Origin of the sequence: Prescottella soli (assembly GCF_040024445.1) — a bacterium.
In the GTDB taxonomy this organism is placed as follows: Bacteria; Actinomycetota; Actinomycetes; order Mycobacteriales; family Mycobacteriaceae; genus Prescottella; species Prescottella soli.
Genome location: NZ_CP157276.1, coordinates 2,231,678 through 2,244,566 on the forward strand (window position 1 = coordinate 2,231,678; position 12,889 = coordinate 2,244,566).

The window sequence follows — 12,889 nt, forward strand, 5'->3', positions numbered from 1 at the left end:
CAGGGAGCCGGGTCGGCAGGCAATGTGCTTGCCGACCCGGCTCACCCGGCTCTGTGCCAATTGGCCTAGCCGCGGCGGACTACCTGCGGCGCGTTCGGACCACGAGCCAGCCGCCGATACCGCACAGAGCGATCACCGCTGCTGCGAGGGCGATCGCGACACCCGTGGTCGAGGATGCCGAATCGGACGTGTCTGCCGCTGCCGCGACGTCGTCGGCAGCATCGGCTGGCGCACTGCCGCCGGCAGCATCGCTGGCGGCCGCGTCGTCGGCGGTCGCGGTCGCTGCGTTCTCTCCGAAGATCCCGTCCGCGAACGCAGTCGAGTAGGCGGGACCGGCTTCGGGTGTCCCGTTCACGGTCAGGTCCAGTCGGATCGGCACCGGCCGCTTGTCGCCCTCGGCCTCGGTGGAACCCACCTTCACGGCGATGTAGTACCACCCCGGCACGCCCTGCCGGCGGGTCTCGAGGACGTCGGACGTTCGGTTGCCGTAGCGGATCGGCACCGTGGCGAAAGCCGGTTCGTTGGCCGGCAACACGGCGTCGGCACCGGTGTATGCCCCGAAGTCCCGGTCGATCTCCTCACGGGTCGGGGCATACAGCACGGTCTGGATGTTCGAGACGTTCTCCACGCCGCGGCCACCGTTCGCGTCGTAATGCACGCGGTACGCCAGTCCCTGGCCCCAGTCCAGTTCGACCTTGTAGAACACGAATTCGCCGGTCTGGAGGGTGTCGGTGTAGCGGCCACTCCCGTCGAGTTCGGTGGCGACGTTGAAGGATCCGCCTCCGACGGCAGGGGTACCGGCGCCGACGGGTTCGGTGAAGACAGTCGGCGCCGCGGCCGCCGCAGGACCGGGATCGGTTGCGGCGGGTTCGATTCCGACGAGCAGCTCGATCGGCAACCGTTCCGGCACCCCGCGGGAGACCCTGTCCCAGGTCGGCGCGAAGTAGTAGCGTCCACCGCCCTTGCATGGGTCGGCGCTGCTGCCCTTCTTCGTCGCCCCGTCGAATTGCGTGGCGACCGTCAGCGCCGCGCCGTCGCTCGAATTCGTCACCTGCTCGAATTCGTACTTGTTGCAGGCTCGGCCGTCCCTGCCGTACACCCGCAGGCTCAGAACATTCATGTCTTCGACACTGGGAACGTCGGGTACGCGGGGAAAGGAGATGGTTCCGCTGAAGTAGGCGGTGGCCCCGTCCGGGACGTCGACGGCGTAGTAGCGAGATACCTTCTGCCCGATCGTGTCCAGGTACTGCCCCGGCCGTGCCACCGGGGCGCTGTCGTACTTTGCAGCCCCGACGATCTGGGTACCGGCCGATTCGTAGTTGCGCAGCGCGGCTGCGGTGACTCTCGGCAGAATTCGTTCCAGAGCCGGTCCGTCTGCGGCATCGGTGTAGGTGCCCCCGGTCGCCTGCGCCATGCACGTGAGCTGGGCGCGGGCCGCGCTGTCGACCGCGAAGCCGATCGCGTGCATCACCAGATCGACGCCCTGCGCCTTCAATTCCCGCGCAACTTCACAGGGTTCGGGTGGCGAACAGGTGTCCTCGCCATCGGAGACCAGCACGATCGAGCGCGGTCCCGAACTCGGCATGGCCGCGGCGGCCTCCCGCAGAGCGTTGCCCATCGGCGTCCAGCCGCTCGCTTTGACGCCGTCGACCGCACTGCCGAGTGCGGCCCTGTCGAGGGTGTCCGCCTTGTGCAGCACCTGAATGTCACGACAGCCCGCAGTCTTCTCGGCCTCGTCACTGCCGGTGCCGGTGCCGTACACCGTCAGTCCCACCTTCGAGTCGACCGGTGCCGCGTCGACGAATGTGTGGACCGCCTTCTTGGCGGCATCCATCATCGTGCCCGCCGGATCGGGACGCTGCATGGACCCGGACGCATCGAGAATGAGCATCGTCGGCGCGTACCGCGAACCCGATTCTTCACTCCCCTGTGCCGCGGCCGACGATGCAGCCATCGTCAGACCGATCAGTGCTGCGGCCATCCCCGCGGTCAATTTCGTAAGTCGCTCAGCAATCTTCGGCATCGTCCCCCGCCTGATTCGTGTCTCCGTTCGCTTCCGGGCACGACCATACATGTCAGCCGGTTTTCCTCGCCTCCTTGGACGTCGCCCGAAACTGCGAAGTCCCCGCCGACAGCCGATGCGTGATCGGCCGCTGACGGGGACCTCGAAAGGTGCACGCGTTCAGACGAACTCGTCCTACACGGACAGCACGAGTCCCGAAGTGGGAACACCGGTTCCGGCGGTGACGAGGACGTTCTCGACGTTCGGCACCTGGTTGACCGAGGTGCCGCGGATCTGGCGGACGCCCTCGGCGATGCCGTTCATGCCGTGGATGTACGCCTCGCCGAGCTGGCCGCCGTGGGTGTTGATCGGCAACCGTCCACCCTGCTCGATGGCGCCGCCGGCGATGAAGTCGCGGGCCTCGCCACGGCCGCAGAAGCCCAGCTCCTCGAGCTGCATCAGCACGTACGGCGTGAAGTGGTCGTACAGCACCGCCGTCTGCATGTCCGACGGCCGCAGCCCGGACTGCTCCCACAGCTGATCCCCGACCAGACCCATCTCGGGCAGACCGGTCAGGCCGTCCCGGTAGTAGCTGGTCATGATGTACTGGTCCGCCCCGCTGCCCTGCGCAGCCGCCGCGATGATCGCCGGCTTGTTCGGCAGATCCTTGGCCCGCTCGGGCGACGTCACGACGATCGCGATGCCGCCGTCGGACTCCTGGCAGCAGTCCAGCAGATGCAGCGGCTCGGCGATGAACCGCGAGTTCTGGTGGTCCTCGAGGGTGATCGGCTTGCCGTAGAAGAACGCCTTGGGGTTGGTGGCGGCGTGCTTGCGGTCGGCGACCGCGACGCGGCCGAAATCCTCACTCGTGGCGCCGTACACGTGCATGTACCGCTGCGCGATCATCGCGACGAACGACGCCGGCGTCCCCAGACCGTGCGGGTAGGAGAACGCGTTGTCGGTGCCCGACGAGTTGACCTGCTGCACCAGCCCGGCGTTGACCTGACCGAAGCGGGCACCCGAACGCTCGTTGAACGCCCGGTACGCCACCACGACGTCGGCCACACCGGTCGCGACGGCCATCGCGGCCTGCTGGATGGTGGCACACGCCGCGCCGCCGCCGTAGTGGATGCGGCTGAAGAACTTCAGGTTCGGGATCCCCACCGAACGGGCAACGGCCGCTTCGGTGTTGGTGTCCATCGTGAACGACGTGAGACCGTCGACGTCCGACGGCTTCAGTCCCGCGTCGTCGAGCGCGGCCTGAACCGCCTCGGCGGCGAGCCGCAGCTCGCTGCGGCCCGAGTCCTTCGAGAAGTCGGTGGCGCCGATGCCGACGATCGCTGCCTTGCCGGACAGCCCGCTCATTTCTCAACTCCGTCAGTGTCATTGAATACGAGGGTCACCGTGGACGTGATGTGGTCGCCGAGGCTGTCGGCACCGACGACCTTGACGGTCACCAGGCCGTCCTCGGCGGCGACGACCTCACCGGAGAGGTTGAGCGTGTCGTACGCGTACCACGGCACACCGAGGCGCAGCTTGATCGACGTGATCCGCGCCCGCGGGCCGGCCCAGTCGGTGACGAAACGCTGCACCAGTCCGGTGTCGGTGAGGATGTTGACGAAGATGTCCTTCGACCCGCGCTGCTGCGCCTTGTCCCGATCGTGGTGTACGTCCTGGAAGTCCCTGGTGGCCAACGCCGTCGAGACGATGAACGTGGGATCCCCGTAGATCGACAGGCCCGGCAGCTTGTCGCCGACGGCGATGTCGAGTGCGCTGGTCATCTACGACTCCTTCACCGGACGCCACGCGTACAGCGTCCAGGGCTCGTTACCGGTCTCGTCATCGCCCGGGAAGTCCAGGTAGAGCGCCTGCACCGGCATCCCCACCGCGACCTCGGACGGGTCGACGTCGCGCAGCTCGCCGAGCATGCGCACGCCCTCCTCGAGTTCGACGAGCGCCACCACGAACGGCAGCGACCGCCCCGGCACCTTGGGTGCGTGGTGGACGACGAAACTGAAGACCGTGCCCCGCCCGGACGCGACGACGTAGTCGGTGGTCTCGGTCTTGTCCTTCCACAGCGCCGGCACCGGCGGGTGCTGGAGCGACCCGTCGGGCCGCTGCTGGATCCGCAGCTCGTGCGCGGCCACGCCGTCCCAGAAGAACTGGGTGTCCCGAGACGGGGTCGGTCGCAGCATGCGCGACGAATCGAGATCCTCGGGGACCGAGGCGTTCCCGGAAGCCTGCGCCTGCTCCACCTTTGCGGGAGGCGCGAACTTGAGGATGCGGAACAGCATCTCGGCGACGACCTCGTCGCCGACCTTCCACAGGTTGCGGGTCGTGAAGAACCAGCCCTCGCCCAGCCCGGTCTTCTTGGGGCCGACGACGTCCTCGAGGGTCGACTCGATGGTCACCTCCTCGCCGGGACGGAGGTAGCGGTGATAGATCTGGTCGCAGTTCGTCGCGACCACCGACGTGTACCCGGCGTCGTCGAGGATCTGCGTCATCCGGCCCAGCGGATCGTCCTCCTCGCGGACCGCGCCGAGACCGCGCATGGTCCACACCTGCGCCATCGCCGGCGGCGCCACGAGGCCGCCGTGGCCCGCCGCAGCTGCTGCGTCGTCGTCCACGTAGATCGGGTTCTCGTCGCCGATCGCCTCGAGCCAGTTCCGGATCATCGGCATGTTGATCGGGTCGCGGCCGGCGCGCGGCTTGCTCGACCCGCCGGCCTTGACCTGTTCGGCCCCGGCCAGAATCTGCGCGGTCGTGCTGTTTCCGTCGGACACGGTGTTGTCAGTCATCGCGGCACCTTCGGCAATCCCAGTCCGGCCACGGCGATGAGTTCGCGCATGACCTCGTTGACGCCACCACCGAAGGTGATGACCACGTTTCGCTTCACCTGGACGTCGAGCCACCGCATGAGCGCCGCGGTCTCGGGGTCGCCCGGGTCGCCGTGGGCGCCGACGATCTCGTCCGCGATCCGACCCACTCGCTGAATGCGTTCGGTCGCAAAGACCTTGGTGGCCGACGCGTCGGCGATGTCGACGTCGCCGGTGGCGGCCGCGACCTGCCAGTTGAGCAGTTCGTTGAGACGGTAGGTGGCGTGGATCTCGCCGAGTCCGCGACGGACGTCGGGCAGGTCCAGCAGGTCCCGCTTCGCGGCCCAGTCGTGGACCTTCTCGTACAGGCCCGCGACACGTCCGGCGGGGCCCAGCATGACGCGCTCGTGGTTGAGCTGCGTCGTGATGAGCCTCCAGCCCTTGTTCTCCTCACCGACGAGCATGCTCGCCGGAACCCGGACGTCCGTGTAGTAGGTCGCGTTGACGTGGTGCGCGCCGTCGGCGGTGATGATCGGGGTCCACGAGAACCCGGGGTCCTTCGTGTCGACGATCAGGATCGAGATGCCCCGGTGCCGCGACTCGGCGTCGCCCGTGCGGACCGCGAGCCAGATGTAGTCGGCGTCGTGGCCGCCGGTGGTGAAGATCTTCTGGCCGTTGACGACGTACTCGTCACCGTCGCGGACCGCGGTGGTGCGCAGCGCCGCGAGGTCGGTACCGGCGTCGGGCTCGGAGTAGCCGATCGCGAAGTGCACCTCGCCGGCGAGGATCGCCGGCAGGAACTTGCGCTTCTGCTCCTCGGTTCCGTAGACCTGCAGCGTCGGACCGACGGTCTGCAGCGTGACCGACGGCAGCGGAACATCCGCGCGCACAGCCTCGTTGACGAAGATCTGCTGTTCGATCTCCCCGAAACCGCGGCCGCCGAACTCGACCGGCCAGCCGACGCCGAGCCAGCCGTCCTTGCCCATCCGACGGATGACCTCGCGATAGGTGGGTCCGTGCCGTTCGGTCAGCATGATCTCGGCCTCGGCCGGCGAGATCAGTCCGGAGAAGTAGCGGCGCAGTTCCGCCTGCAGCTCACGCTGCTCGGGCGTCAGATCGATGAACACCGGGCCCCCACGAGGTCGAGTCGGTACGAGGCACCGCCGACGAGGCGAGCCAGGTCTTTGGCAATGGAGAAGTAGCGGTGCATCGGGTACGTGACGTCGACGCCGATACCGCCGTGCAGGTGGTGCAGCGTCCGCATCGCGGCCGGCACCTCCGTCGCGATCCAGTAGGCCAGCACGTCGAGATCGTCTGCGGCATCGAGACCTTCGGACACCCGCCACGCCGACGCGAGCGCCGAAACGTGCAGCGTCCGGGACGTGACGTAGACGTCCGCGATCTGCTGGGCCACCGCCTGGAAGGCGGCGAGCGGCTTGCCGAACTGCTCACGCGTGGTGAGGTGGTCGGCGGCCAGGCCGGTGGCCCCGGCGAGCAGCCCGTCGGCGTACGCGCCGATGCCGGCGAGCGCGATCCGGTACAGCGTCGCGACACCATCGAGTCCGCCACCGAGGACGTCGGCGGCGGGGACGCGCACCGCGTCCAGCCGAACCGAGAACTCCGGTCCCCCGGCCGAAGTCGCGCTCTTGGTGAGCGTGACGCCCGGCGCGTCCGGGGCCACCGGCACCACGCCGGCGTCGGTGGGCACCAGGATGCGGTGCGCGATGTCCGCGAACGGCACCGCGATCTTGAGACCGGTCACGACGACGTCGGCGCCGTCCGCGACGGCGGTGGTCGACGGCAGCGCCGGGAACGCGGCGCCCTGCTCGGCGAGCGCTGCGGTGAGCACCCGACCGGCCGCCACACCCTCGAGCAGCGCGTCCTGCTGCTCCGTGGAGCCGAGGGCGAGCACCGGGAGGACGCCGAAGCCGAGGGTCGCGAGCGCCGGAACCGGCGCGGCACCGCGTCCGATCTCGGTGAGCATCGTCGTCACCTCCAGCACGCCCAGTCCGTCGCCGTCGAGCCGCTCGGGCACCGCGAGCGAGAGCAGGTCCGCTTTCGCGAGGGCCTGCCACAGCTCGGGGCTGAAGCCACCGGTGTCGGCGGGATCGGTGTGCTCGCGGGCCAACAGGCCCACGACGATCTCCGCCACCGTTTCTTGAGTCTGATCCAGAGTGAAATCCACGCTGCCAATCCCGCCTACGATTTAGAACGTGTTCTTGTTGTATCACCTGCAGCTTAGCGAAGAAAGGGCCCGGCTCCACGAGAACACGTTCACCGCAGTTCTCGTGGCGCCAGGCCCGTCACCGGAGTCAGCCGCGCGGCAGCCCCAGAAGTTGCTCGGCCGCGACCGTGAGCAGGATCTGCGTGGTGCCACCCGCGATCGACAGGCACCGCGTGTTGAGGAACTCCCGCGTGAGCGGACCCTCCACCCAGCCGGCCTCGCCCGCGAGCTCGACGGCGAACTCCGCGACGCCCTGGCGGTTGCGGACGCCGACGAGCTTGCGCACGCTCGACGCCGGACCGGGGTCCTGCCCGTCGAGCTGACGCAGCGTCGTGCGCAGCTCGAGCAGCGACCCGACGAGCGCCTCGGCGATCAGCGCGCCCAGGTGGTCGGCCGTCACGACGTCGGGCTCGCCCGCGAGCTCGAGCAGTTCCTCGACGGCCTTGCCGAGCGACGACCCGCCGCTCATCGCCACCCGTTCGTTCGCCAGGGTCGTGCGGGCGAGCTTCCAGCCGCCGTTCACCTGCCCGACGACGCACTCGTCCGGGACGAAGACGTCGTCGAGAAACACCTCGTTGAACAGCGCGTCGCCCGTGATCTCCCGCAGCGGGGAGATCCGGATGCCCGCGGTGCGCATGTCGAGCAGGAAGTACGTGATGCCCTTGTGCTTCGGCGCGTCCTTGTCGGTGCGGGCCAGGCAGATGCCCCAGTCGGCCTCGCGGGCGAGCGACGTCCACACCTTCTGCCCGTTCAGCTTCCAGCCGCCGTCGACCTTCTCGGCAGTGGTCCGCAGCGACGCCAGGTCCGAGCCCGCGCCGGGCTCGCTGAACAGCTGGCACCAGGTGATCTCGCCGCGCAGCGTCTGCATCGCGAAACGCTCGATCTGCTCGGGGCTGCCGTGCTCGAGGACGGTCGGCACGGCCCACCAGCCGATGACGAGGTCCGGACGGTCGACGCCGGCCGCGGCCATCTCCTCGGCGATGAGGATCTGCTCGGCAGCGCTCGCGCCGCGGCCGTACGGGGTCGGCCAGTGCGGTGCCGCGTAACCCGACTCGGCTACCGCGACACGACGCTCGGACTCGGGCACCGCCGCGAGAGCGGCCACGTCGTCGCGGATCGCGGCCCGCTCGGACTCGAGCTCCGACAGGTCGATCGTCAGGTGTCGGCGAGCGCCGGCGCGCGTCAGTTCGGTCACCCGTGCGCGCCAGACGTTGCTGCCACCGAGGAACTGCTTGAGCGAGACTGCGCGGCGCAGGTAGAAGTGCGCGTCGTGCTCCCACGTGAACCCGATGCCGCCGAGGACCTGGATGCAGTCCTTGGCGTTCTGCACCGCGGCGTCGAGGGCGACCGCCGCGGCGACCGCGGCGGCGATCGGCAGTTCCGATTCCGCCGACCGGTCGGCGTCCGGATCCGGCAGCGCGTCCTCGGCCGCGACGGCCGCGTCCCACGCGACTGCGCGGGCCTGCTCGACCCGGCAGAGCATCTCCGCGCACAGGTGCTTGATCGCCTGGAACGAGCCGATCGGCTTGCCGAACTGCTCGCGGATCTTGGCGTACTCGACCGCGGTGCGCAGGGTCCAGCCCGCGACACCGGCAGCCTCCGCGGCCGCGAGCGTCGCCGCGAGATCACGGACGAGCTCCGGTGCGACGCCCGTGACGACGCGGTCCGGGGACACGACGACGCCCTCGCAGCGCACCCGCGCGGTGGCGCGGCTCTTGTCGAGGATGTCGAGCGGCGAGGTCGTCAGTCCCGGTGCGCCACCGTCGATCAGGCACCACACCGTGTCACCGGCGGAGTCGCCGGCGCGAACCGGCACGAGCACCGAGACGCCCGGCTCACCGCCCAGGGCGTTGCCCGCGTCGCCGGTGAGGACCAGCCCGCCGTCCGCGTCCGGGGTGGCCGACAGCGCCGGCGCGTCGAGCACGACGGAGATCGGCAGCTCGCCCTCCGCGATCCGTTCCGCCCACTGCTTCGCGGCGGCACCCGAGCTGCGCCCGAGCACCAGGCCGGCGAGCGCGGTCGGGAGAATTGGGCCACCCACAAGTTCGGTTGCGGCCTGTTCCAACATGGCGGCGAGGTCGACGATCTGCCCGCCGACGCCACCGACCGACTCGGGAACGCCCACCGCGAACAGCCCCAGTTCGGCCATCGACGGCCACGACTGGCGCCAGAAATCAGCAGGTCCCTCGCGTAAAATAGCAACCGGGGTCGCCGAGCGAGCCCACGCCTGAATCGACTCTTGGACGGCCTTCTGTTCGTCGGTCGTGGCGATTGTCACAACGGCTACCAGCCTCTCATGGATGACATTTTCATCTAGAACGTGTTCTAATATGTTCGGCCGTCAAGAGTCAAGGCGTGAAGGAAACTGTCGATGACCACCTCATCTCGATCCCGTTCCGCAGGGGGCCCGGTCTCGACCCTCAGCGACGACGATCTCAGCTCCAACGCTCAGCGCGAGCGTCGCAAGAGGATCCTCGACGCCACCCTCGCGCTGGCCTCCAAGGGCGGCTACGAGGCCGTGCAGATGCGCGCCGTGGCCGAGCGTGCGGACGTCGCCGTGGGCACCCTGTACCGCTACTTCCCGTCGAAGGTGCACCTGCTGGTGTCGGCCCTCGCGCGCGAGTTCGAGCGGATCGAGTCGAAGGGCAAGATCCCGCCGGGTCGCAGCCCGCTCGAGCGGATGCAGCTGATCCTGGGCCAGATCACCAAGGCGATGCAGCGCGATCCGCTCCTCACCGAGGCCATGACCCGGGCGTTCATGTTCGCCGACGCATCGGCGGCCGCGGAGGTCGATCAGGTCGGCAAGCTCATGGACACGCTGTTCGCGCGCGCCATGACCGACGGCATCCCCACCGAGGAAGAGCTGGCCATCGCACGCGTCATCAGCGACGTGTGGCTGTCCAATCTGGTGGCCTGGCTCACTCGCCGCTCGTCGGCGACCGATGTCGCAAAGCGCCTGGAACTCACCGTCGAACTGCTCCTCGGCGACGGGTCCAAGACCCCCGTCTGAGCGACCGACGACGCTCTCGTGACCATCGCGACGCGCCAGCGCGGCGCTGATCGCTTAGGTTTGACACTGTGAGCGCTCTGGATCTGCCGATCGAACTCCGCCGGGCCCTGTCCACCGTGGCCCGGACCCCGCGCCTACTGGTGGCGTCCGACTACGACGGCACGATGGCGCCCATCGTCAACGATCCGGAGAAGGCGTATCCCCACGCCGAGTCGGTGCGCGCCCTGCGCGCCCTCGCCGGACTCGCCGCGACGACCGCGGCGGTCATTTCCGGCCGCGCCCTCAAGGACCTCGCGACGCTGTCGCGACTGCCGGTCGAGGTGCAGTTGGTCGGCAGCCACGGCTCGGAGTTCGACGTGGGATTCATCCACGCGATCGACGCGAACGCCCGCAAGTTGCTGCGCGAGGTCACCTCGGAGCTGTCCCGGATCGCGGACCTGCACCCCGGCGTGACCGTCGAGACCAAGCCGGCGAGCGCGGCGCTGCACGTGCGCAACGCCAGTCCCGAGGTGGGCGCGAAGGCACTCGCCGCGGTGCACGCCGAGGCCGCACTGTGGACAGGCGTGCAGGTCACCGAGGGCAAGTCCGTCGTCGAACTCGCCGTCATCGCCACCGACAAGGGCAACGCGCTCGACATCCTCCGGCACCAGGAGGCGTCGACGGCCGCTGTCTTCTTCGGCGACGACGTCACCGACGAGAAGGCCTTCAGCCGGCTCCAGGGCCCGGATCTCGGCATCAAGGTCGGCGAGGGCGACACGGTGGCCGCGTACCGCGTCGACTCCACCGAGGACGTCGCCGCCGCGCTTGCGTTCCTCCTCGAGGAACGGCGTACATGGCTCTCCGGGGCCGACGCCCCGCCCATCGAACGTCTGACCATGCTTGCCAGTCCTCGCTCCGTCGCGCTCATCACGCCCGACGCGAACATGACGTGGCTGTGTCATCCCGAGCCGGACTCGGCGGCCGTGTTCGCCCACCTGCTCGGCGGCACCGAGGCCGGCCACTTCAGCGTGGGCCCGCAGCGCGAGGCGCTGCCGCTGAGCCAGCAGTACCTCGACGGCACCATGACGGTGCAGACCCGCTGGGCCAGTCTCACGGTCACCGACTACCTGCCGCACGACGTCCAACCGAACCGCACCGACCTCACTCGCGTCATCACGGGCCGCGCGAAGGCGGTCGTCAGCTTCGCGCCGCGACCGGAGTTCGGCCAGGTCCAGGTGCAGCTGGAGTCGGACACCGACGGGCTCCGGGTCTCCGGCACGAGTGAGCCGATGGTGCTGCGCTCCCCCGGCGTGCACTGGGACATCACCACCGACGGCACCCAGCAGACCGCGCACGCGGTCGTCGACCCGTCACGGGGCCCGGTGGTTCTCGAACTGCGTTGCGGCACCGAGGATCTGGGCCCTTCGCAGATTTCGGAGCCGGAACGCCGGGAGATCGCCGAATCGTACTGGCGAGACTGGGTGAACACGCTCGAGCTTCCGCCGCTCAAGCCGGATCTGATGAAGCGGTCGGCTCTCACGCTGCGCGGGCTGGTGCACGCGCCCAGCGGATCGATCCTCGCGGCGGCCACGACGTCGCTGCCCGAGGAGATCGGCGGCGTCCGCAACTGGGACTACCGCTACTGCTGGCTGCGCGACGCGGCACTGACGGCCGCGGCCCTCGTGAGCCTCGGCTCCCTCGAGGAGGCTGAGAACTACCTCGAGTGGGTGCACGGCGTGCTCGAGACGCTCCACGGCCCGGAGCGGCTGCACCCGCTCTACACGCTGTACGGAACCGGCCTGCCGCCGGAGGCGGTGATCGATTCGCTGCCCGGATATGCGGGATCCCGTCCGGTGCGCGTCGGCAACGCCGCGAACCAGCAGGTCCAGCTGGACGTGTTCGGCCCCATCGTCGACCTGATCTCGAACCTGGCCCTGGCCCGGCAGAAGAAGGGCATCACCGGATCCGACGCACTCACCGACCGCGACTGGGAACTCGTGTCCGCAATGGTCGAGGCGGTCGAGCGGCGCTGGAGCGAGCCCGACCACGGCATCTGGGAGATCCGCGACAACCCCCGGCACCACGTGTACTCGAAGGTGATGGGGTGGGTCACCGTCGACCGCGCCCTCACGCTGGCCGAGAGCTTCGGCCGTCCGGCGCGGGAGACGTGGGCGGCGTTGCGCGACGAGATCGCCGAGGAGGTGACCGAGAAGGGCTGGAACGCGGACGTCGAGTCGTACACGGCCGCCTACGACGGCACCGACCTCGATGCCGCGACGCTGCACATCGGGCTGTCCGGGTTGATCGACCCCAAGGACGAGCGGTTCGCCGCGACGGTGGTCGCGACGGAGGCCGAGCTGCGCAGCGGTTCCACCGTGTACCGGTACCACCACGACGACGGCCTGCCCGGCACCGAGGGCGGCTTCCACCTGTGCGCAGCGTGGCTGGTGGAGGCGTACCTGCTGATCGGTCAGCGGTCGGATGCCGAGGCATTGTTCAAGCAGTTGGTGAACGCGGCGGGCCCGACCGGCCTGCTGGCCGAGGAGTACGACCCGGTGGCCGAGCGGTCCCTGGGTAATCACCCGCAGGCGTACAGCCACCTCGGTCTGCTGCGGTGCGCGCAGCTGCTGAGCGCCGACGCGAAACGGTAGGGTCCACCCCCACTGAGATCCCGCCCGGGTCCTCGGCGACGCGCCCGGGCGCGGATCATTGAACCTCTAGTGCCCCAACAGAACTCGAAGGCCCCTACCGGGATGTCAGCTCCGGTAGGGGCCTTCGCTGCGTGGAACCCGGGGCGCTGGGACCGGATCGGGTCGGATCGAACACCCGACACGAGCGGGGCCGAAATTCACGCCACC

Annotated in this window: 9 protein-coding genes; 2 read left to right on the forward strand and 7 right to left on the reverse strand. The window is 69.2% G+C overall.

Annotation, left to right across the window (positions count from 1 at the left end; all coding sequences use genetic code 11):
• Nucleotides 1-79 precede the first annotated feature (79 nt).
• The 7 genes from ABI214_RS10510 to ABI214_RS10540 form a co-directional block, all read right to left on the reverse strand.
• Nucleotides 80-1,981, reverse strand: coding sequence for a vWA domain-containing protein (locus ABI214_RS10510; RefSeq protein ID WP_348609851.1), 1,902 nt, complete (start codon nucleotides 1,979-1,981; stop codon nucleotides 80-82).
• Nucleotides 1,982-2,197: 216 nt separating this feature from the next.
• Nucleotides 2,198-3,367 (reverse strand): lipid-transfer protein, encoded by a 1,170-nt coding sequence (locus tag ABI214_RS10515; RefSeq protein WP_348609854.1) that lies wholly within the window; start codon nucleotides 3,365-3,367, stop codon nucleotides 2,198-2,200.
• Nucleotides 3,364-3,783: a MaoC family dehydratase gene (locus ABI214_RS10520; RefSeq protein WP_348609857.1), complete on the reverse strand. Its 420-nt coding sequence runs from the start codon at nucleotides 3,781-3,783 to the stop codon at nucleotides 3,364-3,366. The genes ABI214_RS10515 and ABI214_RS10520 overlap by 4 nt, the downstream gene beginning before the upstream one ends.
• Entirely contained in the window at nucleotides 3,784-4,800 is a 1,017-nt protein-coding gene (locus ABI214_RS10525; protein ID WP_348609860.1) for a bifunctional MaoC family dehydratase N-terminal/OB-fold nucleic acid binding domain-containing protein, read from the reverse strand.
• Nucleotides 4,797-5,945, reverse strand: a complete 1,149-nt coding sequence (locus ABI214_RS10530) for an acyl-CoA dehydrogenase family protein (RefSeq protein WP_348609863.1) — start codon at nucleotides 5,943-5,945, stop codon at nucleotides 4,797-4,799. Before ABI214_RS10530 ends, ABI214_RS10525 begins: the two co-directional genes overlap by 4 nt.
• Nucleotides 5,930-7,003, reverse strand: a complete 1,074-nt coding sequence (locus ABI214_RS10535) for an acyl-CoA dehydrogenase family protein (protein ID WP_348609866.1) — start codon at nucleotides 7,001-7,003, stop codon at nucleotides 5,930-5,932. The genes ABI214_RS10530 and ABI214_RS10535 overlap by 16 nt, the downstream gene beginning before the upstream one ends.
• Nucleotides 7,004-7,130: 127 nt before the next feature.
• Nucleotides 7,131-9,320, reverse strand: a complete 2,190-nt coding sequence (locus tag ABI214_RS10540) for an acyl-CoA dehydrogenase (protein ID WP_348609869.1) — start codon at nucleotides 9,318-9,320, stop codon at nucleotides 7,131-7,133.
• Nucleotides 9,321-9,413: 93 nt separating this feature from the next.
• On the opposite strand from ABI214_RS10540, the gene kstR reads away from it, so the two are divergent.
• Both kstR and otsB read left to right on the forward strand, forming a co-directional pair.
• The gene (gene kstR, locus ABI214_RS10545; protein ID WP_348609872.1) at nucleotides 9,414-10,052 is read left to right on the forward strand and encodes a cholesterol catabolism transcriptional regulator KstR; all 639 of its coding nucleotides are present in this window, start codon (nucleotides 9,414-9,416) and stop codon (nucleotides 10,050-10,052) included.
• A gap of 68 nt (nucleotides 10,053-10,120) precedes the next feature.
• Nucleotides 10,121-12,682 carry a trehalose-phosphatase gene (otsB, locus tag ABI214_RS10550; protein WP_348609875.1) on the forward strand — a complete coding sequence of 854 codons (2,562 nt, stop codon included), beginning with the start codon at nucleotides 10,121-10,123 and terminating at the stop codon, nucleotides 12,680-12,682.
• Nucleotides 12,683-12,889 lie beyond the last annotated feature (207 nt).

Bases quoted from the DNA above. Each gene is read 5' to 3' on its own strand.
- ABI214_RS10510 (WP_348609851.1), bottom strand. From the start codon at position 1,981: ATGGCCGCAGCACTGATCGGTCTGACGATGGCTGCATCGTCGGCCGCG.
- ABI214_RS10515 (WP_348609854.1), bottom strand. From the start codon at position 3,367: ATGAGCGGGCTGTCCGGCAAGGCAGCGATCGTCGGCATCGGCGCCACC.
- ABI214_RS10520 (WP_348609857.1), bottom strand. From the start codon at position 3,783: ATGACCAGCGCACTCGACATCGCCGTCGGCGACAAGCTGCCGGGCCTG.
- ABI214_RS10525 (WP_348609860.1), bottom strand. From the start codon at position 4,800: ATGACTGACAACACCGTGTCCGACGGAAACAGCACGACCGCGCAGATT.
- kstR (WP_348609872.1), top strand. From the start codon at position 9,414: ATGACCACCTCATCTCGATCCCGTTCCGCAGGGGGCCCGGTCTCGACC.